Source organism: Klebsiella sp. M041, from assembly GCF_059759695.1.
In genome coordinates, this window is sequence record NZ_JCAXWU010000027.1 from 1 (window position 1) to 26,636 (window position 26,636).

22 protein-coding genes are annotated in these 26,636 nt (G+C 63.9%); 19 read left to right on the top strand and 3 right to left on the bottom strand.

What is annotated here, in order from left to right; all coding sequences use genetic code 11:
* Positions 1 to 129: 129 nt before the first annotated feature.
* Complete coding sequence (fusA, locus tag AC6CWS_RS24000) at positions 130 to 2,232, bottom strand: elongation factor G (RefSeq protein ID WP_032453436.1); 2,103 nt, start codon at positions 2,230 to 2,232, stop codon at positions 130 to 132.
* Positions 2,233 to 2,472: 240 nt separating this feature from the next.
* Between fusA and AC6CWS_RS24005 the strand changes: the two genes are divergently transcribed.
* Entirely contained in the window at positions 2,473 to 2,781 is a 309-nt protein-coding gene (locus tag AC6CWS_RS24005; protein WP_023290335.1) for an ArsR/SmtB family transcription factor, read from the top strand.
* A 19-nt stretch (positions 2,782 to 2,800) separates the two neighbouring features.
* On the opposite strand, the gene nifJ is transcribed toward AC6CWS_RS24005, so the two are convergent.
* The gene (gene nifJ, locus AC6CWS_RS24010; RefSeq protein ID WP_130941708.1) at positions 2,801 to 6,313 is read right to left on the bottom strand and encodes a pyruvate:ferredoxin (flavodoxin) oxidoreductase; all 3,513 of its coding nucleotides are present in this window, start codon (positions 6,311 to 6,313) and stop codon (positions 2,801 to 2,803) included.
* Between the two features lie 403 nt (positions 6,314 to 6,716).
* Between nifJ and nifH the strand changes: the two genes are divergently transcribed.
* The 14 genes from nifH to nifM all read left to right on the top strand — a co-directional run bounded on the left by nifH (position 6,717) and on the right by nifM (position 20,312).
* Complete coding sequence (gene nifH / locus AC6CWS_RS24015) at positions 6,717 to 7,598, top strand: nitrogenase iron protein (RefSeq protein WP_004203553.1); 882 nt, start codon at positions 6,717 to 6,719, stop codon at positions 7,596 to 7,598.
* 16 nt (positions 7,599 to 7,614) lie between these two features.
* Positions 7,615 to 9,063: a nitrogenase molybdenum-iron protein alpha chain gene (gene nifD / locus AC6CWS_RS24020; protein WP_032456353.1), complete on the top strand. Its 1,449-nt coding sequence runs from the start codon at positions 7,615 to 7,617 to the stop codon at positions 9,061 to 9,063.
* Positions 9,064 to 9,118: 55 nt separating this feature from the next.
* Positions 9,119 to 10,681, top strand: a complete 1,563-nt coding sequence (nifK, locus tag AC6CWS_RS24025) for a nitrogenase molybdenum-iron protein subunit beta (RefSeq protein WP_023290338.1) — start codon at positions 9,119 to 9,121, stop codon at positions 10,679 to 10,681.
* Positions 10,682 to 10,720: 39 nt separating this feature from the next.
* A complete protein-coding gene (gene nifT / locus AC6CWS_RS24030) occupies positions 10,721 to 10,939 on the top strand; it encodes a putative nitrogen fixation protein NifT (RefSeq protein ID WP_130941709.1) in 219 nt (72 codons plus the stop codon).
* A gap of 10 nt (positions 10,940 to 10,949) precedes the next feature.
* A complete protein-coding gene (locus AC6CWS_RS24035; RefSeq protein WP_130941710.1) occupies positions 10,950 to 11,612 on the top strand; it encodes a NifB/NifX family molybdenum-iron cluster-binding protein in 663 nt (220 codons plus the stop codon).
* 564 nt (positions 11,613 to 12,176) lie between these two features.
* Positions 12,177 to 13,550 carry a nitrogenase iron-molybdenum cofactor biosynthesis protein NifE gene (gene nifE, locus AC6CWS_RS24040; RefSeq protein ID WP_087848923.1) on the top strand — a complete coding sequence of 458 codons (1,374 nt, stop codon included), beginning with the start codon at positions 12,177 to 12,179 and terminating at the stop codon, positions 13,548 to 13,550.
* Positions 13,551 to 13,559: 9 nt separating this feature from the next.
* Entirely contained in the window at positions 13,560 to 14,945 is a 1,386-nt protein-coding gene (nifN, locus tag AC6CWS_RS24045; RefSeq protein WP_130941711.1) for a nitrogenase iron-molybdenum cofactor biosynthesis protein NifN, read from the top strand.
* Positions 14,932 to 15,402, top strand: coding sequence for a NifB/NifX family molybdenum-iron cluster-binding protein (locus AC6CWS_RS24050; protein ID WP_048297853.1), 471 nt, complete (start codon positions 14,932 to 14,934; stop codon positions 15,400 to 15,402). The genes nifN and AC6CWS_RS24050 overlap by 14 nt, the downstream gene beginning before the upstream one ends.
* A gap of 194 nt (positions 15,403 to 15,596) precedes the next feature.
* A complete protein-coding gene (nifU, locus tag AC6CWS_RS24055) occupies positions 15,597 to 16,436 on the top strand; it encodes a Fe-S cluster assembly protein NifU (RefSeq protein WP_130941712.1) in 840 nt (279 codons plus the stop codon).
* Between the two features lie 15 nt (positions 16,437 to 16,451).
* The gene (nifS, locus tag AC6CWS_RS24060; protein WP_130941713.1) at positions 16,452 to 17,654 is read left to right on the top strand and encodes a cysteine desulfurase NifS; all 1,203 of its coding nucleotides are present in this window, start codon (positions 16,452 to 16,454) and stop codon (positions 17,652 to 17,654) included.
* 15 nt (positions 17,655 to 17,669) lie between these two features.
* On the top strand, positions 17,670 to 18,812 hold the full coding sequence (gene nifV / locus AC6CWS_RS24065; protein WP_065880996.1) for a homocitrate synthase: 1,143 nt from the start codon (positions 17,670 to 17,672) through the stop codon (positions 18,810 to 18,812).
* Positions 18,813 to 18,814: 2 nt separating this feature from the next.
* The gene (locus AC6CWS_RS24070; protein ID WP_023290346.1) at positions 18,815 to 19,072 is read left to right on the top strand and encodes a nitrogenase-stabilizing/protective protein NifW; all 258 of its coding nucleotides are present in this window, start codon (positions 18,815 to 18,817) and stop codon (positions 19,070 to 19,072) included.
* The gene (locus AC6CWS_RS24075) at positions 19,069 to 19,512 is read left to right on the top strand and encodes a nitrogen fixation protein NifZ (protein WP_023290347.1); all 444 of its coding nucleotides are present in this window, start codon (positions 19,069 to 19,071) and stop codon (positions 19,510 to 19,512) included. The genes AC6CWS_RS24070 and AC6CWS_RS24075 overlap by 4 nt, the downstream gene beginning before the upstream one ends.
* Complete coding sequence (nifM, locus tag AC6CWS_RS24080; RefSeq protein WP_130941714.1) at positions 19,512 to 20,312, top strand: nitrogen fixation protein NifM; 801 nt, start codon at positions 19,512 to 19,514, stop codon at positions 20,310 to 20,312. The genes AC6CWS_RS24075 and nifM overlap by 1 nt, the downstream gene beginning before the upstream one ends.
* A gap of 22 nt (positions 20,313 to 20,334) precedes the next feature.
* Here nifM and AC6CWS_RS24085 read toward each other — a convergent pair whose 3' ends face one another.
* Positions 20,335 to 20,865 (bottom strand): flavodoxin, encoded by a 531-nt coding sequence (locus AC6CWS_RS24085; RefSeq protein ID WP_023290349.1) that lies wholly within the window; start codon positions 20,863 to 20,865, stop codon positions 20,335 to 20,337.
* 319 nt (positions 20,866 to 21,184) lie between these two features.
* On the opposite strand from AC6CWS_RS24085, the gene nifL reads away from it, so the two are divergent.
* The 4 genes from nifL to AC6CWS_RS24105 all read left to right on the top strand — a co-directional run bounded on the left by nifL (position 21,185) and on the right by AC6CWS_RS24105 (position 26,326).
* Positions 21,185 to 22,669, top strand: coding sequence for a nitrogen fixation negative regulator NifL (nifL, locus tag AC6CWS_RS24090; protein ID WP_023290350.1), 1,485 nt, complete (start codon positions 21,185 to 21,187; stop codon positions 22,667 to 22,669).
* The gene (gene nifA / locus AC6CWS_RS24095; protein WP_498256449.1) at positions 22,666 to 24,240 is read left to right on the top strand and encodes a nif-specific transcriptional activator NifA; all 1,575 of its coding nucleotides are present in this window, start codon (positions 22,666 to 22,668) and stop codon (positions 24,238 to 24,240) included. Before nifL ends, nifA begins: the two co-directional genes overlap by 4 nt.
* A 164-nt stretch (positions 24,241 to 24,404) precedes the next feature.
* Positions 24,405 to 25,811: a nitrogenase cofactor biosynthesis protein NifB gene (gene nifB / locus AC6CWS_RS24100; RefSeq protein ID WP_130941715.1), complete on the top strand. Its 1,407-nt coding sequence runs from the start codon at positions 24,405 to 24,407 to the stop codon at positions 25,809 to 25,811.
* Positions 25,811 to 26,326, top strand: a complete 516-nt coding sequence (locus AC6CWS_RS24105; protein WP_065880989.1) for a nitrogen fixation protein NifQ — start codon at positions 25,811 to 25,813, stop codon at positions 26,324 to 26,326. Before nifB ends, AC6CWS_RS24105 begins: the two co-directional genes overlap by 1 nt.
* The last annotated feature ends 310 nt before the right edge of the window (positions 26,327 to 26,636 follow it).

Consider the following 26,636-nt stretch of genomic DNA (forward strand, 5'->3'; position numbering starts at 1 on the left):
CGCCCCCCCGCCCAGCGCCCCCCGGGTTGCCTCTACCGTGTGCCCCGGGGGCCGCGTCGGGACGGGGGGCGTGGGCGGGGTTAGATGTGTACCCGGGTCAGGCCCAAGCCGCTACCCGGGATGACTGGCTTAACTTTTCGCGCGGCTGGCGATGATTTCATCCGCTACGTTGCGCGGCGCTTCCGCGTAGTGGTGGAACTCCATGCTATAGGTTGCTCGTCCCTGAGACATCGAGCGCAGCGTGGTGGAATAACCAAACATCTCCGCCAGCGGCACATCGGCGCGGATGATCTGGCTGCCGAAGCGCTCTTCCATCCCCTGCACCATCCCGCGACGGGAAGAGAGATCGCCCATGATATTCCCGGCGTACTCTTCCGGCGTTTCCACCTCCACGTGCATCACCGGCTCAAGGATCACCGGGTCCGCTTTGCGCGCCCCTTCCCGGAAGCCGAAGATCGCCGCCATGCGGAACGCCATCTCCGAGGAGTCCACATCGTGGTACGATCCGAAGGTCAGGGTCGCTTTCACGTCAACCACCGGATAGCCCGCCAGCACGCCGGTGCCCATCGCTTCGCGCAGCCCTTTCTCCACGGAAGGGATGTACTCGCGCGGCACGACCCCGCCTTTGGTGGCGTCCTCGAAGACGAAACCGCTGCCCGGCTCCAGCGGCTCAAGGGTCAGCACGACGTGCCCGTACTGTCCTTTACCGCCGGACTGGCGCACAAATTTGCCCTCCACGTCCGTCACTTTCTTGCGCAGGGTTTCGCGGTAGGTGACCTGCGGACGACCAATGTTGGCCTCGACGTTAAACTCGCGCTTCATCCGGTCGACAATGATCTCCAGATGCAGCTCGCCCATGCCGGAGATAATCGTCTGGCCGGACTCTTCATCGGTATGCAGACGGAACGACGGATCTTCCGCCGCCAGCCGCTGCAGCGCGATGCCCATTTTCTCCTGGTCCGCTTTGGTCTTCGGCTCAATCGCCAGCGAAATCACCGGCTCCGGAAACTCCATCCGCTCAAGGGTAATCACCGCATCCGGGTCGCATAACGTATCGCCGGTAGTGACATCCTTCAGCCCAACGCAGGCCGCGATATCCCCGGCGTGCAGTTCGTCGACTTCGTGGCGATCGTTGGCCTGCATCAGGACGATACGCCCGATGCGCTCTTTCTTGCCCTTCACCGGGTTCCATACCGCATCGCCTTTCTTCAGCGTCCCGGAGTAGACGCGGATAAAGGTCAACTGGCCGACGTAGGGGTCGGTCATCAGTTTGAACGCCAGCGCCGACAGCGGCTCATCGTCGCTCGGATGGCGTTCCGCCGGCTGGCCTTTCTCATCCACGCCCTGTATCGCCGGAATATCCAGCGGCGACGGCATCAGCTCCACCACCGCGTCGAGCATGCGCTGCACACCTTTGTTTTTAAAGGCGCTACCGCAGAGCACCGCCTGGATTTCCCCCTTCACCGTGCGCTGGCGCAGACCGGCGACGATCTCCGCCTCGTCCAGCTCGCCGGTTTCGAGGTATTTATCCATCAGCGCATCGCTGGCCTCCGCCGCTGCCGAGACCATTTTCTCCCGCCACTCGCGGGCTGTCGCCAGCAGATCGTCAGGGACCGGCCCGTAGCTAAAGGTCATGCCCTGGGTGGCGTCATCCCACAGGATGGCGCGCATTTTCACCAGGTCGACGACGCCGGTGAAATGCTCTTCGGCGCCAATGGGGATGACAATCGGCACCGGGTTGGCCTTCAGGCGGTCGATCATCATCTGCACCACGCGGAAGAAGTCCGCGCCGGGGCGGTCCATCTTGTTGACGAAGGCCAGCCGCGGGACATGGTATTTATTCGCCTGGCGCCAGACGGTCTCCGACTGGGGCTGCACTCCGCCGACGGAGTCATACACCATCACCGCGCCGTCGAGCACGCGCATGGAACGTTCCACCTCAATGGTGAAATCCACGTGCCCCGGGGTGTCGATGATATTGATCCGGTGCGGCTCGAAGCTGCGGTCCATACCCGGCCAGAAGCAGCTCACCGCCGCCGAGGTAATGGTGATCCCGCGCTCTTGCTCCTGGGCCATCCAGTCGGTGGTTGCCGCGCCATCGTGTACTTCACCCAGCTTATGGCTCATCCCGGTGTAAAACAGGATGCGCTCGGTGGTGGTGGTTTTACCGGCATCGATATGCGCGGAGATACCGATGTTGCGATAACGTTCGAGGGGGATGGGTCGGGGCATGATGCGTCCTTAGTCGTTTTGACTGTCAGTCTGCGGTCGGAATGATCCGCAGTTCATTTCACTGCCGCTTATGATAGTACAATTGTACGAGTATATTCGAACTATTTTTACTATTATTATGATTGGTCAGGTTGCGGCGGCGCGCGTGGCATGCGAACAGGAGTTTGGGTATAGTAGCCGCCAGCCGCCGATACGGGCTGCGACCGCCATGCGCCGCGCCACCGCCGACACAGGATTATTATGATCGCCAATCACCCTGAACGAGAACAAATTCGCCTGGAAAATGTCCTTTCCGCGCTCGGCAACCCGCTGCGACTGGAGATCATCCGCACGCTGGCCGACGGCAGCGAGCAGAGCTGTAACGCTCTGCGTCAGGAAGAGGTGGCCAAGTCCACCATGACCCACCACTGGCGCGTCCTGCGCGACAGCGGTGTGATCTGGCAGCGGCCTCAGGGACGGGAGAATATGATTTCGCTGCGCCGGGAAGATCTGGACGCCCGTTTTCCCGGCCTGCTGGATACGCTGCTGAACGTGATGCAGCAGTCGTGAATCGCTAACCTGCTGCCTGCTACTCCCCCGCCAGCCGCTGGTACTGCCTGAAACGGGCCCGGGCATCCTCCTCCGTTTGCCGGAACAGCGCGTCCGCCAGATCCGGGGTGGTTTTGTGCAGCGCGGCATAGCGCACCTCGCCAAGCAGAAAGTCGCGGAAGCTCTCTTCCGGCTCTTCAGAGTCCAGTATAAACGGCGTTTTGCCCTCGGCTTCGCGCTGTGGATGGTAGCGCCACAGGTGCCAGTATCCCGCCTCCACCGCCCGCTTCGCCTCGCGCTGACTGCAGCGCATCCCGGCTTTCAGGCCGTGGTTGATACAGGCGGCGTAGGCGATCACCAGCGACGGTCCCGGCCAGGCTTCAGCCTCGGCGATGGCCCGCAGGGTCTGATCTTTATCAGCGCCCATGGCGATCTGCGCAACGTAAACATTGCCGTAGCTCATCGCCATCATGCCGAGATCTTTTTTCCGTGTGCGTTTCCCCTGGGCGGCAAACTTGGCGATCGCCGCCACCGGGGTCGATTTGGACGACTGGCCGCCGGTGTTGGAGTAGACCTCGGTATCGAACACCAGAATATTGACGTCTTCCCCGCTGGCCAGCACATGATCGAGACCGCCGAAGCCAATATCGTAGGCCCAGCCGTCGCCGCCGAAGATCCACTGCGAACGCCGGACGAAATAGTCACGGTTCTGCCAGAGCTGCTCCAGCAGCGGAACCCCCTCTTTTTCCGCCGCCAGCAACGCACTGAGGCGGTCCGCACGCTCGCGGGTCCCCTCCCCCTCGTCCTGCTGCGCCAGCCATTGCCGCATCGCGGCGTGAAGCGCGTCGCTGACCGGCAGCGCCAGGGCGCGGGTCATCTCCCCGGCGATCTGTTGGCGGATCGCCTGGCCGCCGAGCATCATGCCCAGCCCGAACTCGGCGTTGTCCTCAAACAGCGAGTTTGCCCAGGCCGGCCCGTGGCCGCGGTGGTTGGTGGTATAGGGCATCGAAGGCGCGCTGGCGCCCCAGATCGAAGAGCAGCCGGTGGCGTTGGCGATCAGCATCCGGTCGCCAAACAGCTGGGTGATCAGCCGGGCATAGGGCGTTTCGCCACAGCCCGCGCAGGCGCCGGAAAACTCCAGCAGCGGCGTTTCGAACTGGCTGCCTTTGACCGTCGTTTTGCGAAACGGGTTGTCTTTTGGCGCCAGCCCCAGCGCGTAGTCCCAGACCGGGGCCATCGCGCGCTGGCTGTCGAGGGAGGCCATTTGAAGCGCCTTGCCGCGCGACGGGCAGCTCTCCACGCAGTTGCCGCAGCCGGAGCAGTCCAGCGGCGAGATAGCCAGATGATAGTGGTAGTCTTTGGCCCCCTGGGCCGGTTTGCTCAGCAGCCCGGCGGGCGCCGTATCCTGTTCTTCAGCGTTCAGCAACGCCGGGCGGATCGCCGCATGCGGGCAGACGAAGGCGCACTGGTTACACTGGGTGCAGCCGTCGGGCTGCCAGACCGGCACCTCCAGGGCAATGCCGCGCTTCTCCCAGGCGGCGGTGCCGGAGGGAAAGGTGCCGTCTTCCATCCCGGCGAAGGCGCTCACCGGCAGCAGGTCGCCACGCTGGCGGTTCATGGGCTGCAGAATATCGCGGATGAAGTCCGGCATCAGGGTTGTCGCCTGCGGCGCCGGCGCCTCGAGGGTCGCCCAGTGGGCGGGAACCGTCACCCGACGCAGCGCCGCCATCCCCAGCTCGATCGCCCGCTGGTTCATCTCAATGACGCTCGCCCCTTTGCTGCCATAGCTTTTCTCCACCGCCTGCTTGAGATAGTCCGCCGCGGTTTGCGGATCGATAATCGCCGTCAGCTTAAAGAACGCCGCCTGCATCAGCATGTTAAAGCGCCCGCCGAGGCCCAGCTCGCGGGCGATGTCCACCGCGTTGAGGGTATAAAAGTCGATCTTTTCCTGCGCCAGATAGCGCCGGACGCTGACCGGCAGGTGCTGCTCCAGCTCCGCCTCGGACCAGCTGCAGTTGAGCAAAAAGGTGCCTCCCGGCTTCAGCCCCTCCAGCAGGTCGTAGCGGTCGACATAGGATTGCTGAGAGCAGGCGATAAAATCGGCCCGGTGGATCAGGTAGGGCGAGGTGATTGGCCGGTCGCCAAAGCGCAGGTGCGAGACGGTGATCCCCCCGGACTTTTTCGAGTCGTAGGAAAAGTAGGCCTGAGCATAGAGCGGCGTGTTATCGCCGATGATCTTAATGGCGCTTTTGTTCGCCCCGACGGTGCCATCCGAGCCCATGCCCCAGAATTTGCAGGCGGTGATCCCGGCGTGGGAGACCGCCAGCGGCACCTGCCGGGCGGGCAGCGAGGTAAAGGTGACGTCATCGACAATGCCCAGGGTAAAGCCGTCCTTCGGCTGCGGCTGCCGAAGATTGTCAAACACCGCGGCGATATCGTTGGGCAGCACATCCTTACCGCCGAGGGCGTAGCGGCCGCCGACAATCAGCGGCGCATCGTCGCGTTGATAGAAAGCGTTTTTGACGTCGAGGCACAGCGGTTCCGCCTGCGCCCCCGGCTCTTTGGTGCGGTCAAGGACGGCAATGCGCTGCACGCTGGCGGGCAGTTGCGCGAAAAAGTGCGCCAGCGAGAACGGCCGATAGAGATGAACGCTGAGCAGCCCCACCTTCTCCCCCGCCGCATTCAGCGCATCCACCACCTCCTGGACGGTGTCGCACACTGAGCCCATGGCGATAATCACCCGCTCGGCGTCCGGCGCGCCGTGGTAATTAAACAGGTGATATTCCCGCCCGGTGAGCGCGGTGATCTTCGCCATATAGCTTTCCACCAGATCGGGCAGCGCGAGGTAGAAGCGGTTACCGGCCTCCCGCTCCTGGAAGTAGATATCCGGGTTTTGCGCGGTGCCGCGGATCACCGGGTGATCCGGATGCAGCGCCTGACGACGAAAGCGCTCCAGCGCCGGGCGGTCCAGCAGCGCCGCCAGTTGCTCATACTCCAGCACCTCGATCTTCTGTATTTCGTGCGAAGTGCGAAAGCCGTCGAAGAAGTTGATAAAGGGTATCCGCCCGGCGATCGCCGCCAGATGCGCCACCGCCGACAGGTCCATCACCTGCTGAACGTTATTCTCCACCAGCATGGCGCAGCCGGTCTGGCGCACCGCCATCACATCCTGATGGTCGCCAAAAATATTCAGCGAATTGGTCGCCAGCGCCCGGGCGCTAACGTGAAAGACGCCCGGCAGCAGCTCCCCGGCAATTTTGTACAAATTGGGGATCATCAGCAGCAGCCCCTGCGACGCGGTGTAGGTGGTGGTGAGCGCCCCCGCCTGCAGCGCGCCGTGCACCGCCCCGGCGGCGCCGGCTTCAGACTGCATCTCCATCAGGCGCACCGGCCGACCAAAGAGGTTCTTTTTCCCCTTAGCGGCCCATTCATCGACATTCTCCGCCATCGGGGTGGAGGGGGTAATGGGATAGATGGCCGCCACGTCGGTAAAGGCGTAGGAGATCCAGGCCGCCGCCGCGTTGCCATCCATTGTTTTCATGTTTCCGGACATCGTTCAATCCTCGAAGGTGAGCGTTCTCTTTACCGCGACAGCCCGCGGCAAACCCTGTTTCCTCTTCAAGCACAGCCTGTGCCAGCTCGCGGATTGCCGCCTGTCGCTTATTAATTCAACAGGTTAAGGGAAGAGAGGCGCAGGTCCGTCCGGCGGAATTGCGGGGAATAAGACACAGGGCGCGACAAGCTGTTGAACAGGCGACAAAGCGCCGCGCCGGGCCGGTGGCGGGAAATTGTTCTGTTTCGCACATTTGGTGGCGTTATTGTGCCGTTTGCGCAGGCCCCCGGCGCGGCCGGTTTACAGAAAACACTTATTTATCAGAAGACTGCATAAAAAATCACAGCTGGTATGTTCCCTGCACTTCTCTGCTGGCAAACACTCAACAACAGGAGAAGTCACCATGACCATGCGTCAATGCGCTATCTACGGTAAAGGCGGTATCGGTAAATCAACCACCACCCAGAATCTCGTCGCGGCCCTCGCCGAGATGGGTAAGAAAGTAATGATCGTCGGCTGCGATCCGAAGGCGGACTCCACCCGTCTGATCCTCCACGCGAAAGCCCAGAACACCATTATGGAGATGGCGGCGGAAGTGGGCTCGGTCGAGGATCTGGAGCTCGAAGACGTACTGCAAATCGGCTATGGCGATGTACGTTGCGCCGAATCCGGCGGCCCGGAGCCAGGCGTTGGCTGCGCCGGACGCGGGGTGATCACCGCCATCAACTTCCTCGAAGAAGAAGGCGCCTATGAAGAAGATCTGGATTTCGTCTTCTATGACGTCCTCGGCGACGTGGTCTGCGGCGGCTTCGCCATGCCGATCCGCGAAAACAAAGCCCAGGAGATCTACATCGTCTGCTCCGGGGAGATGATGGCGATGTATGCCGCCAACAATATCTCCAAAGGGATCGTGAAGTACGCCAAATCCGGCAAGGTACGCCTCGGCGGCCTGATCTGTAACTCGCGCAAAACCGACCGCGAAGACGAGCTGATCATCGCCCTGGCGGAGAAGCTCGGCACCCAGATGATCCACTTTGTTCCCCGCGACAACATTGTGCAGCGCGCAGAGATCCGCCGAATGACGGTGATCGAGTACGACCCGACCTGTCAGCAGGCCAACGAATATCGTCAGCTGGCGCAGAAGATCGTCAATAACACCAAAAAAGTGGTGCCGACCCCCTGCACCATGGACGAGCTGGAGTCGCTGCTGATGGAGTTCGGCATCATGGAAGAAGAAGACACCAGCATCATTGGTAAAACCGCCGCTGAAGAAAACGCGGCCTGAGCACAGGATCCTCACCATGACCAACGCAACAGGCGAACGTAACCTTGCGCTCATCCAGGAAGTCCTGGAGGTGTTTCCCGAAACCGCGCGCAAAGAGCGCAGAAAGCACATGATGATCAGCGATCCGCAGATGGAGAGCGTCGGCAAGTGCATTATCTCGAACCGTAAATCGCAGCCCGGGGTGATGACCGTGCGCGGCTGCGCCTACGCCGGCTCGAAAGGGGTGGTGTTTGGGCCGATTAAAGACATGGCCCATATCTCGCACGGCCCCATCGGCTGCGGCCAGTACTCGCGCGCCGGACGGCGCAACTACTATACCGGCGTCAGCGGCGTCGACAGCTTCGGCACCCTGAACTTCACCTCAGATTTTCAGGAGCGCGATATTGTCTTCGGCGGCGATAAAAAGCTGAGCAAACTGATTGAAGAGATGGAGCTGCTGTTCCCGCTGACCAAAGGGATCACTATCCAGTCGGAGTGTCCGGTGGGCCTGATCGGCGATGACATCAGCGCCGTGGCCAACGCCAGCAGCAAGGCGCTGGATAAACCGGTGATCCCGGTGCGCTGCGAAGGCTTTCGCGGCGTCTCGCAGTCGCTGGGCCACCATATCGCCAACGACGTGGTGCGCGACTGGGTGCTGAACAACCGCGAAGGGCAGCCGTTTGCCAGCACCCCGTATGATGTCGCCATCATTGGCGATTACAACATCGGCGGCGACGCCTGGGCCTCGCGCATTCTGCTGGAAGAGATGGGGCTGCGCGTAGTGGCGCAGTGGTCCGGCGACGGCACCCTGGTGGAGATGGAGAACACCCCGTTCGTTAAGCTAAACCTCGTCCACTGCTACCGTTCGATGAACTATATCGCCCGCCATATGGAGGAGAAACATCAGATCCCGTGGATGGAATATAACTTCTTCGGCCCGACCAAAATCGCCGAATCGCTGCGCAAAATCGCCGATCAATTTGATGACACCATTCGCGCCAATGCGGAAGCGGTGATCGCCAAATATGAGGGGCAGATGGCGGCCATCATCGCCAAATATCGCCCGCGGCTGGAGGGGCGCAAAGTGCTGCTGTACATGGGGGGGCTGCGGCCGCGCCACGTCATCGGCGCCTATGAGGATCTCGGGATGGAGATCATCGCCGCCGGCTACGAGTTTGCCCATAACGATGATTACGACCGCACCCTGCCGGACCTGAAAGAGGGCACTCTGCTGTTTGACGATGCCAGCAGCTATGAGCTGGAGGCCTTCGTCAAAGCGCTGAAGCCCGACCTCATCGGCTCCGGGATCAAAGAGAAATATATCTTCCAGAAAATGGGGGTGCCGTTCCGCCAGATGCACTCCTGGGACTATTCCGGCCCCTATCACGGCTATGACGGCTTCGCCATCTTTGCTCGCGATATGGATATGACCCTGAACAATCCGGCGTGGAACGAACTGACTGCCCCGTGGCTGAAGTCTGCGTGATTGCCCCTTCACTGTCCCGTCAGTCCACCGATTTGTGGCGCGGGAGGAGAACACCATGAGCCAAACGATCGATAAAATTCACAGCTGTTATCCGCTGTTTGAACAGGATGAATACCAGACCCTGTTCCAGAACAAAAAGAGCCTTGAAGAGGCGCACGACGCGCAGCGCGTCCAGGAGGTATTTGCCTGGACCACCACCGCCGAGTATGAAGCGCTGAACTTCCAGCGCGAGGCTTTGACCGTCGACCCGGCCAAAGCCTGCCAGCCGCTCGGGGCGGTGCTCTGCGCGCTGGGGTTCGCCGGCACCCTGCCCTACGTCCACGGCTCTCAGGGCTGCGTCGCCTATTTCCGCACCTACTTTAACCGCCATTTTAAGGAGCCGGTGGCTTGCGTCTCCGACTCGATGACCGAGGACGCGGCGGTATTCGGCGGCAACAACAACATGAATCTGGGCCTGCAGAATGCCAGCGCGTTGTATAAACCCGAGATTATCGCCGTCTCCACCACCTGCATGGCCGAGGTGATCGGCGACGATCTGCAGGCGTTTATCGCCAACGCCAAAAAAGAGGGATTTGTTGACGACAGTATCGCCATTCCTTACGCCCATACCCCCAGCTTTATCGGCAGCCATGTCACCGGCTGGGACAATATGTTCGAAGGGTTCGCGAAGACCTTTACCGCTGACTACGCCGGGCAGCCGGGCAAACTGCAAAAGCTCAATCTGGTGACCGGATTTGAGACCTATCTCGGCAACTTCCGCGTGCTGAAGCGGATGATGGCGCAGATGGATGTCCCCTGCAGCCTGCTCTCCGACCCTTCAGAGGTGCTCGACACCCCCGCCGACGGCCATTACCGGATGTACGCCGGCGGCACCAGCCAGCAGGAGATCAAAACCGCGCCGGACGCCATTGACACCCTGCTGCTGCAGCCATGGCAGCTGGTGAAAAGCAAAAAGGTGGTTCAGGAGATGTGGAATCAGCCCGCCACGGAGGTGGCCGTTCCGTTGGGTCTGGCCGCTACCGACGCGCTGCTGATGACCGTCAGTCAGCTGACCGGCAAACCGATCGCCGACGCCCTGACCCTTGAGCGCGGCCGGCTGGTGGACATGATGCTGGACTCCCACACCTGGCTGCACGGCAAAAAATTCGGCCTCTACGGCGATCCGGATTTCGTGATGGGCCTGACGCGCTTCCTGCTGGAGCTGGGCTGCGAGCCGACGGTGATCCTCAGCCATAACGCCAATAAACGCTGGCAAAAGGCGATGAAGAAAATGCTCGACGCCTCGCCCTACGGCCAGGACAGCGAAGTGTTCATCAACTGCGACCTGTGGCACTTCCGGTCGCTGATGTTCACCCGTCAGCCGGACTTTATGATCGGTAACTCCTACGGCAAGTTTATCCAGCGCGATACCCTGGCGAAGGGCAAAGCCTTCGAAGTGCCGCTGATCCGTCTCGGCTTTCCGCTGTTCGACCGCCATCATCTGCACCGCCAGACCACCTGGGGCTATGAAGGCGCGATGAACATCGTCACGACGCTGGTGAACGCCGTGCTGGAAAAACTGGACCACGACACCAGCCAGCTGGGCAAAACCGATTACAGCTTCGACCTCGTTCGTTAACCATCAGGCGCCCCGCCGCAGGCGGGGCCAGGAGGGAGTATGCCCATCGTGATTTTCCGTGAGCACGGCGAGGCGCTGTATGCCTATATCGCCAAACAGGATCTGGAGGCCCGGGTGCTTCAGGTCGAACATGACGAGACGGACCGCTGGGGCGGCGCGATTGCCCTTGAAGGGGGACGTCGCTACTACGTCAATCCGCAGCCGGGGCGGCCGGTCTTTCCGATAAGCCTGCGCGCCACCCGCAGCACGCTGCTATAAGGAGCTGGAAATGTCCGATAACGATACCCTTTTCTGGCGTCTGCTGGCGCTGTTCCAGACGCTGCCGGAGCTGCAGCCGGTGCAAGTCGTCGACTGGCTGGCGCAGGAGTGCGGCGAAACCTTGACCCCGGCACGGTTAACCACCCTGACGCAGCCTCAGCTGGCCGCCAGCTTTCCTTCGGCGACGGCGGTGATGTCCCCGGCCCGCTGGGCGCGGGTCATCGCCTGCCTGCAGGGGGTGCTGCCCGGCCATTTGCGCATCGCCCGATCACCCCAGCGGACGCCGCAGCTGCGGGTCGCCTTCTGTTCGCAGGATGGCCTGGTCATCAATGGTCATTTTGGCCAGAACCGGCTGTTTTTTATCTATGCCTTCGATGACCAGGGCGGCTGGCTGGCGGATCTGCGCCGCTATGCCTCCCCTTCGGCGACGTCTGACGCCAGCGAGATGCGCGCCAGGCTGCTGGAGGATTGCCATTTGCTGTTTTGTCAGGAGATCGGCGGGCCTGCCGCCGCGAGGTTGATCCGCCATCAGATCCATCCGATGAAAGCGCCGCCGGGCACGACGATCCAGGCCCAGTGCGAGGCGATCAATACGCTGCTGGCCGGCCGTTTGCCGCCGTGGCTGGCGAAGCGCCTCAACCGGGATAACCCTCTGGAGGAACGTGTTTTTTAATCGTTGTGTTGTGCTTGTTGCCCGCCGACCCCGCGGGCCTTTTTTTCTGGCCAGATTATCGCAAACCACTGCCGCACGAAGGCAAAAAAATTCTGTTTAACAGAAGGTTCCGTTCACATTCACTCCTTAGTCATAAATAAACTTCTCAACAGGTGAACGGCATGGGGGGCGTTTCGCTCGCCCCCCATGACCCCCGGCATTGCGCTGAAAATTGCCGCTGCGCGGTACGCTCCACTCCGGCTTCATCTGGCGGGACGGGCGGACTCGACATCCCTGTCTCGACCGCCCTCTGGCCGCCGTCCTGGCGGCCAGCCCTTGATGTGCGCCTGCGTTCTCGCCAATTTTCTTTACGCGCCCCAACCCCCTCGCGGCGAGTCATTCGCCAATATGCGGCAATACTGTCGCGGTAAATCCAGTCATCAGGGGATAATCCACGCCTCCCCCCTGTCTGATTGTTGCCTTTGTCGCAAAGCCCACAACCCTTTTTCCTTAAAAATCAACCCCCCTCTCCCTGGAGCGCGAATTGCATCACCTCCCCGGTCTCCCACCGTCAACGAGGTCACTATGAAGGGAAAGGAAATTCTGGCGCTGCTGGACGAACCCGCCTGCGAGCACAACCAGAAGCAAAAATCCGGCTGCAGCGCCCCTAAGCCCGGCGCCACCGCCGGCGGCTGCGCCTTCGACGGCGCGCAGATAACGCTCCTGCCCATCGCCGACGTCGCGCACCTGGTGCACGGCCCTATCGGCTGCGCGGGCAGTTCATGGGATAACCGCGGCAGCGTCAGCGCCGGCCCGGCCCTCAACCGGCTCGGCTTTACCACCGATCTCAACGAACAGGATGTGATTATGGGCCGCGGCGAACGCCGCCTGTTCCATGCCGTGCGTCACATCGTCGACCGCTATCGCCCGGCGGCGGTCTTTATCTACAACACCTGCGTACCGGCGATGGAAGGCGATGACATTGAGGCGGTGTGCCAGGCCGCGCAGACCGCCACCGGCGTCCCGGTCATCGCCATTGACGCCGCCGGCTTCTACGGCAGCAAAAATCTTGGCAACCGGATGGCGGGCGACGTAATGCTCAGGCAGGTGATTGGCCAGCGCGAACCCGCCCCATGGCCGGACAACACGCCCTTTGCCCCGGCCCAGCGCCACGATATCGGCCTGATTGGCGAATTCAATATCGCCGGCGAGTTCTGGCAGGTCCAGCCGCTGCTCGACGAGCTGGGGATCCGCGTCCTCGGCAGCCTCTCCGGCGACGGCCGCTTTGCCGAGATCCAGACCCTGCACCGGGCGCAGGCCAATATGCTGGTGTGCTCGCGAGCGCTGATCAACGTCGCCCGGGGGCTGGAGCTACGCTACGGCACGCCGTGGTTTGAAGGCAGCTTCTACGGGATCCGCGCCACCTCCGACGCCTTGCGCCAGCTGGCGGCGCTGCTGGGGGATGACGACCTGTGCCGCCGCACCGAGGCGCTGATCGCCCGTGAAGAGCAGGCAGCGGAGCAGGCGCTAGCGCCGTGGCGCGAGCAGCTCCGCGGGCGCAAAGTGCTGCTCTACACCGGCGGCGTGAAATCCTGGTCGGTGGTCTCGGCCCTGCAGGATCTCGGCATGACCGTGGTGGCCACCGGCACGCGGAAATCCACCGAGGAGGACAAACAGCGGATCCGGGAGCTGATGGGCGACGAGGCGGTGATGCTTGAGGAGGGCAACGCCCGCACCCTGCTCGACGTGGTGTACCGCTATCAGGCGGATCTGATGATCGCCGGCGGACGCAATATGTACACCGCCTGGAAAGCCCGGCTGCCGTTCCTCGATATCAATCAGGAGCGGGAGCACGCCTACGCTGGCTACCAGGGCATCATCACCCTCGCCCGCCAGCTCTGCCTGACCCTCGCCAGCCCCGTCTGGCCGCAAACGCATGCCCGCGCCCCGTGGCGCTAGGAGAACACCATGGCAGACCTTATCCGTAGCGAAAAACCGCTGGCGGTGAGCCCGATTAAAACCGGGCAACCGCTCGGGGCGATCCTCGCCAGCCTTGGGCTGGCCCAGGCCATCCCGCTGGTCCACGGCGCCCAGGGCTGCAGCGCCTTCGCCAAAGTTTCCTTTATTCAGCATTTTCATGACCCGGTGCCCCTGCAGTCGACGGCCATGGATCCGACCGCCACGATCATGGGCGCCGACGGCAATATATTCACCGCGCTCGACACCCTCTGCCAGCGCCACAGTCCGCAGGCCATTGTGCTGCTCAGCACCGGACTGGCGGAGGCGCAGGGCAGCGATATCGCCCGGGTGGTACGCCAGTTTCGCGAGGCGCATCCCCGCCATAACGGCGTGGCGATCCTCACCGTCAACACCCCGGATTTTTTTGGCTCCATGGAAAACGGCTACAGCGCGGTGATCGAGAGCATCATCGAGCAGTGCGTGGCGCCGACGCCGCGTCCGGGGCAGCGGCCCCGGCGGGTCAACCTGCTGGTCAGCCACCTCTGTTCGCCAGGGGATATCGAATGGCTGAGCCGCTGCGTGGAGGCCTTTGGCCTGCAGCCGGTGGTCCTGCCGGACCTCTCGCTGTCGATGGATGGCCACCTGGGTCAGGGGGATTTTACGCCCCTGACCCAGGGCGGCGCCTCGCTGCGCCAGATTGCGCAGATGGGCCAGAGCCTGGGCAGCTTCGCCATCGGCGTGTCGCTGCAGCGGGCGGCATCGCTCCTGAGCCAGCGCAGCCGCGGAGAGGTGATCGCCCTGCCGCACCTGATGACCCTCGACCACTGCGATACCTTTATCCATCAGCTGGCGAAGCTGTCCGGGCGCCGCGTACCGGCCTGGATTGAGCGCCAGCGCGGCCAGCTGCAGGATGCGATGATCGACTGCCATATGTGGCTGCAGGGCCAGCGCATGGCGATGGCCGCGGAGGGCGACCTGCTGGCGGCCTGGTGTGATTTCGCCCGCAGCCAGGGGATACAGCCCGGCCCGCTGGTCGCCCCCACCAACCACCCCAGCCTGCGCCAGCTGCCGGTCGAGCGGGTGGTGCCGGGGGATCTGGAGGATCTCCAGCAGCTGCTGAGCCAGCAACCCGCCGATCTGCTGGTGGCTAACTCTCACGCCCGCGATCTGGCGGAGCAGTTTGCCCTGCCGCTGATCCGCGTCGGCTTTCCCCTTTTCGATCGGCTCGGCGAATTTCGCCGGGTCCGCCAGGGGTACGCCGGCATGCGCGACACGCTGTTTGAGCTGGCCAATCTGCTGCGCGACCGCCATCACCACACCGCCCTCTACCGATCGCCGCTTCGCCAGGGCGCCGACCCCCAGCAAGCTTCAGGAGACGCTTATGCCGCCCATTAACCGTCAGTTTGAGATGGTCGACGCCGACGAGTGGTCGATGAAAGTCGCCTTCGCCAGCTCCGATTACCGCCATGTCGATCAGCATTTTGGCGCCACGCCGCGGCTGGTGGTCTACGGCGTCAAGGCGGATCGGGTCACCCTGCTGCGGGTGGTGGAGTTCCCGGTCGTCAGCGGCCATCAGACCGAGAAAATTGCCGAGCGCATCCACGCCCTGGAGGATTGCGTCACCCTGTTCTGCGTGGCGATTGGCGAGGCGGTTTTTCGCCAGCTGCTGCAGGTGGGCGTCCGCGCCGAACGGGTTCCCGACCAGACCACCATCCTCGGCTTACTACAGGAGATCCAGCTCTCCTGGTATGAAAAAGCGCAGCGCCGCAGCGCGCGGCAACGCGATCCGCAGCGCTTTAACCGCCTGCTGGAAGAGCAGACGTGGCGGGAGGAGCCCGACCCGCAGCCCTGAGCCTGTCGTTTATGTGACAAAGCCCACAAAACGCCACAACAGTGTCGGCTCTGTCGGGGGCGGTTAACCCGCCAGGTCATTAACAAATAAGGTTTTTATGCGTTGGTACCGCAATTGCTTGGGGAACAGTACCACCGCCAGTCTGCGGTGCACCGCGCCCCGGCGTTTTCGTCATCATCCCTGGAGCTGACAGCATGTGGAACTACTCCGAGAAAGTGAAAGACCATTTTTTTCATCCCCGCAACGCGCGCGTGGTCGACAACGCCAACGCGGTGGGCGATGTGGGTTCATTAAGCTGCGGCGATGCGCTGCGCCTGATGCTGCGGGTTGATCCGCACACCGAGATCATCGAGGAGGCCGGCTTCCAGACCTTCGGCTGCGGCAGCGCCATCGCCTCCTCTTCCGCGCTGACGGAGCTGATTATCGGCCACACCCTGACCGAAGCCGGGCAGATCACCAACCAGCAGATCGCCGACTACCTCGACGGCCTGCCGCCGGAGAAAATGCACTGCTCGGTGATGGGCCAGGAGGCGCTGCGTGCGGCTATCGCCCATTTTCGCGGCGAAAGCCTTGAGGAGGAGCATGAGGAGGGCAAGCTGATCTGTAAATGCTTCGGCGTCGACGAAGGACATATTCGCCGGGCCGTGGTGAACAACGGCCTGACCACCCTCGAGGAGGTGATCAACTACACCAAGGCCGGCGGGGGCTGTACCGCCTGCCATGAAAAAATAGAGCTGGCGCTGGCGGCGATCCTCGCCCAACAGCCGCCCGCCCCCCTGCCGGCGGAGACAGCCCACGATGCGCAGTGGCAAAGCGTGGTCGATACCATCAACGAGCTGCGCCCGCACATTCAGGCCGACGGCGGCGACATGACGCTGGTGAGCGTCACCCCGCGCCAGATCACCGTCAGCCTCTCCGGCAGCTGCAGCGGCTGCATGATGACCGACATGACCCTCGCCTGGCTGCAGCAAAAGCTGATGGAGCGCACCGGAAGTTACATGGACGTGGTGGCGGCCCCGGCCGCGGTTAACTAACCCCAGGGGGACACAATGAAACCTGTTTATCTCGATAACAACGCCACCACCCGTCTCGACCCGATGGTTCTCGACGCGATGATGCCCTTTTTGACCGACTTTTACGGCAATCCCTCGTCGATTCACGATTTTGGTATGCCGGCGCAGGCCGCCCTTGAACGGGCGCACCAGCAGGTGGCCGCTCTGCTCGGGGCCGACTACCCCAGCGAGATCATTTTTACCTCCTGCGCCACCGAGGCCACGACCACCGCCATCGCCTCAGCGGTGGCCCTGATGCCGGAGCGGCGCGAGATCATCACCAGCGCGGTCGAACATCCCGCCACCCTGGCGGTGTGCGAACAGCTGGAGCGCCAGGGGTACCTGATCCACCGTATCGCCGTGGATCGGCAGGGTGCTCTGGATATGGCGCAGTTTCGGGCGGCGCTTAGCCCACGCGTGGCGCTGGTCAGCATCATGTGGGCCAATAACGAAACCGGCGTCATGTTCCCGGTGCCCGAGCTGGCGGAGCTGGCCCATGAGCAGGGCGCGCTGTTTCACTGCGACGCCGTGCAGGTGGTGGGCAAAATCCCGATGGCGCTCAGCCAGACGCGGATCGATATGCTCTCCTGCTCGGCACATAAATTCCACGGTCCCAAAGGGGTGGGCTGCCTCTGGCTGCGGCGGGGAACGCGTTTTCGCCCGCTGCTGCGCGGCGGCCACCAGGCGCATGGCCGGCGGGCCGGTACGGAAAATATCAGCGGCATTGTCGGCATGGGCGCCGCCAGCGAGCTGGCGCAGGTCCACCTCCCGGGCATGGCGCAGATTAGCCAACTGCGCGATCGCCTTGAACATCATCTCCTGAGCGCCATTCCGGCGGTAACGGTGATGGGCGGCAGCCAGCCGCGGGTGCCCGGCACGCTTAATCTGGCCTTTGAGTGCATTGAAGGCGAGGCGATCCTGCTGCTGATGAATCAGGCCGGGATCGCCGCCTCCAGCGGCAGCGCCTGCACCTCCGGCTCGCTGGAGCCGTCGCACGTCATGCGGGCGATGAATATTCCTTACACCGCGGCCCACGGCACCGTTCGCTTCTCCCTCTCGCGCTACACCCGGGAAAAAGAGATCGACTACGTCATCGCCGCCCTGCCTCCTGTTATCGACCGGCTGCGCGCCCTGTCGCCCTACTGGAGAAACGGCCAGCCGCTCCTGCAGGATGGCGCCTTCGCGCCGGTCTTCGGTTAAGACGGAGAGACGAAAATGGGACGCGTACTGATCAATGACACCACCCTGCGCGATGGCGAACAGAGTCCCGGCGTGGCCTTCCAGGCCAGTGAAAAAATCGCCATCGCCGAGGCGCTGTACGCGGCGGGGATCGAGGCGCTGGAGGTCGGCACCCCGGCGATGGGCGAGGAGGAGTGCGCCCGTATCCGGCTGGTGCGCCGTCAGCTCCCGGGCGCCACGCTGATGACCTGGTGCCGGATGCAGGCCGGCGAAATTCGCCTGAGCGCCGAGCTGGGCATGGACTGGGTGGATATCTCCATCCCCGCCTCCGACAAGCTGCGGCAGTACAAACTGCGCGAGAGCTTACCGCTGCTGCTGGAGCGGCTGACGGGTCTGATCCAACTCGCCCATACCCTTGGCCTGAAGGTCTGCATTGGCTGTGAGGACGCCTCGCGGGCCAGCGACGCTACGCTACGGGATATTGCCCGGCAGGCCGGCGAGGCGGGGGCTGCCCGTCTGCGCTATGCCGACACCGTCGGTATCCTCGACCCATTTACCACCGCGGCGCAGATCGCCGCCCTGCGTAACGTCTGGCCCGGCGAACTCGAGATGCACGCCCATAACGATCTCGGGCTGGCCACCGCCAACACCCTCGCGGCGGTACGCGCCGGGGCCACCAGCGTGAACACCACCGTGCTGGGCCTGGGCGAACGGGCGGGCAACGCGGCGCTGGAAACGGTGGCGCTCGGGCTGGAACGCTGCCTGGGCGTCGAGACCGGGGTGCGTTTCACCGCCCTGCCGGCGCTGTGCGAACAGGTGGCCCTCGCCACCCGCCGCCCTGTCGATCCCCAGCAGCCGCTGGTGGGCGAGCTGGTTTTTACCCATGAGTCCGGCGTGCACGTCGCGGCGCTGCTGCGCGACAGCGAGAGCTATCAGGCGATCGACCCCGCCCTGCTGGGCCGCGGCTATCGGCTGGTGCTGGGCAAACACTCCGGTCGCCAGGCGGTTAACGGCGTCTTCGACCGGATGGGCTATCACCTGACGTCAGCGCAAATTGACCAGCTGCTGCCGGCGCTCCGCCACTTTGCGGAAACCGGCAAACGCAGCCCGCGGGATGATGAGCTGGCGGCAATCTATCACGCGCTCTGCGGCGCCGAAACGCTGCAGGCCAGGGGGTAAGCATGGAGTGGTTTTATCAGATCCCCGGCGTAGACGACCTGCGCTCCGCCGACGCCTTCTTTCAGTTTTTCGCCGTTCCTTACCAGCCCGAGCGTCTGGCCCATTGCAGCCTGCCGGTGCTGGCCGCCTTTCACCGCAAGCTGCGGGCGGAAGTGCCCCTGCTCAACCAGCTGGAGGAGAACCCGCGCGCGCACTGGCTGCTGGCGCGCCGGCTGCTGGCGGAGAGTTATCAGCAGCAGTTCGAGGAGAACACGCCATGAGACCCACATTTACCTTTAGCGAAGCGGTCCGCGTCGTGCGCGCCATCCGTAACGATGGCACCTATGCGGGCCTGCCGTCCGGCGCCCTGCTGGTGCGCCGGGGCAGCATCGGCTATGTCCGCGACTGGGGGGTATTCTTGCAGGACCAGGTCATCTACCAGGTCCACTTCCCGGAGAGCGACCGGATCGTCGGCTGCCGCGAACAGGAGCTGATTGCCGGCGATCGTCCCTGGCTGGCGGGGAATCTGCAGTATGGCGATAACGTCACCTGCCAGACGGCGCTGACGTTGCAGGGCGAAGTGGTGGTCAATGTCGGTCAGCAGGGGCGTATTGAGGCCACCGATCGGGGCGAGCGCGGGGACGGCTATATCGTCGACTTCGGCGGCCGCTGGTTCCAGGTTCCGGTGACCGCGCTGGCCCTGGCAGAGGAGGAAGAATAATGCAGCCATGGCAACGATTTGGCCGGCGGCGGCTGGCGCAGAGCCGCTGGAACTGCGAACCGGCGGCCATCGCCGCGGCGGACCGGGAGGCCTTCGAGGCGGCCTGGCAGCGTCAGGCCAGCGTGGAGCAGGCGCTGGTCGCCGAGGTCGCGGCAGAGGCGATCCCCGCCGCGCTACGGGAAGGCCTCGCCGCTTCGCTGCGCCTCTGGCTGGATGAGGGCGGATTTACGCCGCCGGAGCGGGCGGCCATCGTCCTGCACCATGCCCGGCTGGAAACCGCCTTCGCCGGGATTGCCAGCCAGGCGCCGCTGCCGGATCCCACCGCGGTGCAGGCGTGGTATCTGCGGCATCAGGCGCAGTTTAGGCGCCCGGAACAGCGGTTGACCCGCCATCTGCTGCTCACCGTCGATGGCGATGAGCAGGCGGTTTACTCGCGCATCCAGGCGCTTCATGGGCAAATCGCGGCCTCCCGCGAGGCGTTTGCGCCGCTGGCCCAGCGACACTCCCACTGCCCGAGCGCGCTGGACGGCGGGCGACTGGGGTGGATCGGGCGGGGGTTGCTCTATCCGCAGCTGGAGGAGGCCCTGTTTGCGCTGACGGAAAATGCGCTGAGCGCGCCGGTGGCCAGCGAGCTCGGCTGGCACCTGGTATGGTGCGAAGCCATCCGCCCCGCCGCGCCGATGACGCCTGAACAGGCGCTGGAAAGCGCCCGCGATTACCTTATTCAACAGAGCCAGCGCCGCCACCAGCGCCAGTGGCTGGCTGAGATGTTAGCGCGCCAGCCGGGGCTGTGCGGGTAGCCGGCAGGCCACCCGCCAGCGCCTACAGCAAGTGCGGTTTGATCTCCTCAAGCCAGGTCGCCAGACGCGTTTCGGTCTCGTCGAACTGGTTATCCTGGTCCAGCACCAGCCCGACAAACCGCTCCCCCTCCAGCGCCGATGAGGCGCTGAACTCATACCCCTCGTTCGGCCAGCTGCCGATCATCGTCGCCCCGCGGGCGCGCAGGGCGTCGTACAGCGGCCGCAGCCCGCTGGCGAAGTTATCGGGATAGCCGCGCTGATCGCCGAGGCCAAACAGCGCCACCGTTTTTCCCTGCAGGCTGACGTCGCCGAGGTTGCGGATAAACTCGGCCCACGACTCACTCTCGCCCCCGGCCTCAAGGCCCGGCAGCTGGCCGTCGCCCAGCGTCGGCGTGCCCAGCAGCAGGGCCGGGTAGGCCAGCAGGTCCGCCAGCGTGGCGCGGTTAATATTGACCGGGGCAGCGGCGGCCTCCCCCAGCTGCTTGTGGATCAGTTTCGCGATCTTGCGGGTTTTACCGGTATCGGTGCCAAAGAAAATGCCAATGTTCGCCATAGTACGCTCCTGTCGGAATGGTGTCGAAAATAGGGATTACCGCAGGGGTATTGCGAAGGCTGTGCCAGGTTGCCCTGCACCGTGACGGCTCATCCCTGCCCCATCAGGATCGCTTTCCGCCGCCGCAGCGCCCGCGCAAGGCGCCCCCGGCGGACCGAAAGGTAAAAATCAGCGGATTTTCCCCCTGTCGGATCAATGTTTCGTTCGGTCGTTTCGATAAGGGCGCACCGTTTGCATGGTTATCCGGGTTCGGCTCAGCCCGCCGCGATCCGCGCAGGGTGTCGGACAATTTGTCATAACTGCGACACAGGAGTTTGCGATGACCCTGAATATGATGCTCGATAACGCCGCGCCGGAAGCCATCGCCGGCGCGCTGACTCAACAACATCCGGGGCTGTTTTTTACCATGGTGGAACAGGCCTCAGTGGCGATTTCCCTCACCGACGCCAGTGCCAGGATCATCTACGCCAACCCGGCGTTTTGCCGCCAGACCGGCTATTCGCTGGCGCAATTGTTAAATCAGAACCCGCGCCTGCTGGCCAGCAGCCAGACGCCGCGAGAGATCTATCAGGAGATGTGGCATACCCTGCTCCAGCGTCAGCCGTGGCGCGGCCAGCTGATTAACCAGCGGCGGGACGGCGGCCTGTACCTGGTGGAGATTGACATCACTCCGGTGCTCAGTCCGCAAGGGGAACTGGAGCATTATCTGGCAATGCAGCGGGATATCAGCGTCAGCTATACCCTGGAGCAGCGGCTGCGCAACCATATGACCCTGATGGAGGCGGTGCTGAATAATATTCCCGCCGCCGTGGTGGTAGTGGACGAGCAGGATCGGGTGGTGATGGACAACCTTGCCTATAAAACCTTCTGCGCCGACTGCGGCGGCCGGGAGCTGCTCACCGAGCTGCAGGTCTCCCCAGGCCGGATGACGCCCGGCGTGGAGCAGATCCTGCCGGTGGCGATACGCGGGGCCGCGCGCTGGCTGTCGGTGACCTGCTGGCCGCTGCCCGGCGTCAGCGAAGAGGCCAGCCGCTACTTTATTGACAGCGCCCTGGCGCGAACCCTGGTGGTGATCGCCGACTGTACCCAGCAGCGCCAGCAGCAGGAGCAGGGCCGCCTCGACCGGCTGAAGCAGCAAATGACCGCCGGCAAGCTGCTGGCGGCGATCCGCGAGTCGCTGGACGCCGCGCTGATCCAGCTGAACTGCCCGATTAACATGCTGGCGGCGGCCCGTCGGCTGAACGGCGAGAGCAGCGGCAACGTGGCGCTGGAGGCCGCCTGGCGCGAAGGGGAAGAGGCGATGGCCCGGCTCCAGCGCTGTCGCCCGTCGCTGGATCTCGAAAACCCCGCCGTCTGGCCGCTGCAGCCCTTTTTCGACGACCTGTGCGCCCTCTACCGCACCCGCTTCGATGCCGAGGGGCTGCAGCTGGACATGGCCTCGCCGCATCTGATCGGCTTTGGCCAGCGCACTCAGCTGCTGGCGTGCTTAAGCCTGTGGTTCGACCGCACCCTGGCCCTCGCCGCCGAGCTGCCTTCCGTCCCGCTGGCGATGCAGCTCTATGCCGAGGAAAACGACGGCTGGCTGGCGCTGTACCTGACCGACAACGTGCCGCTGCTGCAGGTGCGCTACGCCCACTCCCCCGACGCGCTGAATTCGCCGGGCAAAGGCATGGAGCTGCGGCTGATCCAGACCCTGGTGGCGCACCATCGCGGGGCCATCGAGCTGACTTCCCGGCCGCAGGGCGGCACCTGCCTGACCCTGCGTTTCCCGCTGTTTAACACCCTGACCGGAGGTGAAGCATGATCCCCGAATCCGACCCGGACACCACCGTCAGACGCTTCGACCTCTCTCAGCAGTTCACCGCCATGCAGCGGATAAGCGTGGTGCTGAGCCGCGCCACCGAGGCCAGCAAAACGCTGCAGGAGGTGCTCAGCGTATTGCACAACGATGCCTTTATGCAGCACGGGATGATCTGTCTGTACGACAGCGAGCAGGAGATCCTCAGTATCGAAGCGCTGCAGCAAACCGAGCAGCAGACTCTCCCCGGCAGCGCGCAGATCCGCTATCGTCCCGGCGAGGGGCTGGTGGGGACGGTGCTGGCCCAGGGGCAATCGCTGGTGCTGCCCCGGGTCGCCGACGATCAGCGTTTTCTCGACCGCCTGAGCCTCTACGATTACGATCTGCCGTTTATCGCCGTGCCGCTAATGGGGCCCAACGCCCGGCCCATGGGAGTGCTGGCGGCCCAGCCGATGGCGCGCCAGGAAGAGCGGCTGCCGGCCTGCACCCGCTTTCTCGAAACCGTCGCCAACCTCATCGCCCAGACCATCCGGCTGATGATCCTCCCGGCCTCCGCCACCCTGCCGGGCCGCCAGCCGCCGAAGGTGGAACGGCCGCCGGCCTGCTCGTCGTCGCGCGGGGGGGGCCTTGACAATATGGTCGGCAAGAGCCCGGCGATGCGCCAGATCGTGGAGGTGATCCGCCAGGTTTCGCGCTGGGACACCACCGTGCTGGTACGCGGCGAAAGCGGCACCGGGAAAGAGCTGATCGCCAATGCCATCCACCACCATTCCCCGCGGGCTGGCGCCGCCTTCGTCAAATTTAACTGCGCGGCGCTGCCGGACAACCTGCTGGAAAGCGAACTGTTCGGCCATGAAAAAGGCGCCTTTACCGGCGCGGTGCGCCAGCGTAAGGGGCGTTTTGAGCTGGCGGATGGCGGCACCCTGTTCCTCGACGAGATTGGCGAAAGCAGCGCCTCGTTCCAGGCTAAGCTGCTGCGCATCCTGCAGGAGGGAGAGATGGAGCGGGTCGGCGGCGATGAGACCCTGCGGGTGAATGTCCGCATCATCGCCGCCACCAACCGCCACCTGGAGGAGGAGGTCCGGTTGGGCCACTTCCGCGAGGATCTGTACTATCGCCTGAACGTGATGCCCATCGCCCTGCCCCCGCTGCGCGAGCGTCAGGAGGACATCGCCGAGCTGGCGCACTTTCTGGTGCGCAAAATTGGCCAGCATCAGGGGCGCACGCTGCGGATCAGCGAGGGGGCGATCCGTCTGTTGATGGAGTACAGCTGGCCGGGCAATGTTCGCGAACTGGAGAACTGCCTCGAACGATCGGCGGTGATGTCCGAGAGCGGCCTGATCGATCGCGACGTGATCCTCTTCACCCACCAGGAACGTCCGGCCAAAGCCCTGCCCGCCAGCGGGCCGGCGGAAGACAGCTGGCTGGACAACAGCCTGGACGAACGCCAGCGGCTGATCGCCGCGCTGGAAAAAGCCGGCTGGGTGCAGGCCAAGGCGGCGCGGCTGCTGGGAATGACGCCGCGCCAGGTCGCCTACCGGATCCAGATCATGGATATCACCCTGCCGCGTCTGTAAGCCACGGTGTCAGGTTCAGGACATTGTCGCCTGCGCGGCGGGAACGCGACAATATTTTGCCGCAGGGATGCGGAATAACACCTTTCTTTTCAGCATGATAAAAAATCCCTCTCTGGTATGCCCTTTGCAGCAGGAAGGTATCGCCCAACCAAGAAGGTACGACCATGACTTCCTGCTCTTCTTTTTCCGGCGGCAACGCCTGTCAGTCGGCGGACGCCAGCGCGTTAGCGCCGCGGGTGGCCGATAAGGTCGCCGCGCACCCCTGCTATTCCCGCAGCGGGCACCACCGTTTCGCCCGGATGCATCTCCCGGTCGCTCCGGCCTGCAATCTGCAGTGCAACTACTGCAACCGTAAATTCGACTGCAGCAATGAATCCCGCCCCGGGGTGTCTTCGACGCTGCTGACCCCCGAGCAGGCGGTGCTGAAAGTGCGCCAGGTGGCCCAGGCCATCCCGCAGCTGTCGGTGGTCGGCATTGCCGGGCCCGGCGATCCGCTGGCCAATATGACCCGCACCTTCCGCACCCTGGAGCTGGTCCGCGATCGGCTTCCGGACCTGAAATTATGCCTGTCGACCAACGGGCTGATGCTGCCCGACGCGGTGGATCGCCTGCTGGAGGTCGGTGTGGATCACGTTACGGTGACCATCAATACGCTGGATGCCGGCATCGCCGGACAAATCTACGCCTGGCTGTGGCTCGACGGCGAACGCTACCGCGGGCGGGAAGCCGGGGAGATCCTGATAGCCCGCCAGCTGGAGGGGGTCCGCAGGCTGACCAACGCCGGGGTGCTGGTCAAGATAAACTCGGTGCTGATCCCGGGGATCAACGACAGTGGCATGGCCGAGGTCAGCCGTTGTTTGCGGGAAAGCGGCGCGTTTATTCACAATATTATGCCGCTGATTGCCAGACCGGAGCACGGCACGGTCTTTGGCCTCAACGGCCAGCCAGAGCCGGACGCCGGGATGCTCGCCGCGATCCGCAGCCAGTGCGGGGCCGCGATGCCGCAGATGACGCATTGCCATCAGTGCCGCGCCGACGCCATCGGCATGCTGGGCGAAGACCGCAGCCAGCAGTTTACCCAGCTGCCGGACCCGGACAGCCTCCCCGACTGGCTGCCCATCCTCCATCAGCGCGCCGAACTTCATGCCAGCCTCGCCACCCGGGGAGAGTCGGAGGCCGATGATGCCTGTCTGGTGGCCGTGGCCTCCAGCCGCGGCGAGGTAATTGATTGTCATTTTGGCCATGCCGACCGCTTCTCGATCTACAGCCTGTCTGCCGCCGGCATGGTGCTGGTGGGCGAGCGCTTTACGCCGAAATATTGCCGCGGCGCGGAGGAGTGCGAGCCGCAGGAGAACGAAGCCAGACTGGCGGCGCTTCTCGCGCTGCTCGCCGACGTGAAAGCGGTGTTCTGCGTGCGTATCGGCCATACGCCATGGCAACAGCTCGAGCGACAGGGCATTGAGCCGCAGGTGGACGGCGCGTGGCGGTCGGTCACCGAGGTGCTGCCCGCCTGGTGGCAGCGGCGGCGACAGAGCCTGGCGGCATCGCGCCTGCGTCAGGGGGTCGCCTGATGGCGCCGGTCGACTGGTTGACCCGCCTGTGGCGACGGTATCACGCAGGAAAAGGCTGCTTTCCGCTGCGGATGGGGCTGAGCGTCGAGGCGTGGCTGGCCCTGCAGCAGCGGCTGGGCGAGGTGGCGACGCCGCTGGACAGCGAGGCGCTGAGCCGTCGCCGGCTGATGACGGAGCTGAATGCCACCCGCGACGAAGAGCGCCGCCAGCTGGCGCGATGGCTGGCGGAGTGGATCGCGCCGGGAGCCGAACCGATGGCGCCGATCGTCGCCGGGGCGGCGCTGGCGTTTAATCATCTATGGGAGGATCTGGGTCTGGATTCGCGCGCGGAACTGGGCCGGCTGATGAGCGACTGCTTTCCGCAGTTGGTGGCGCAGAACGTCCACCATATGCGCTGGAAGAAGTTCTTTTATCGCCAGCGCTGCCTGCAGTCGCAGGGGGAGATCGTCTGCCGCTCGCCGAGCTGCGACGAATGCCTGGAGCGTAGCCTCTGCTTCGAACCGCCGCCGCACTAAACACCCCGCAGGTGCCCCTGCGGCTGCCCCCAAAATGCCCCTGTTTAACCGCTTTACGCGGATTTCTGCCGGGTGACGCTTCGCTTACCCGGCCTACAACGCCATTTACCTATCAGAAGGCTGCTCAACACCCCAGACCCGGCAAGCGCCGCGCCGCCGGGCAAGGACAGCGGGCGCGGAGCCGCTTGTGTGCCGGGTGGCGCTTCGCTTACCCGGCCTGGAGTTCGTGCGACCTGTCGTTAATTTATTCACCAGCCTTGCTGAAACTGCCGGTGCTGGCGGCCTCAAAATCGCTGAGACGTTCCCGGAA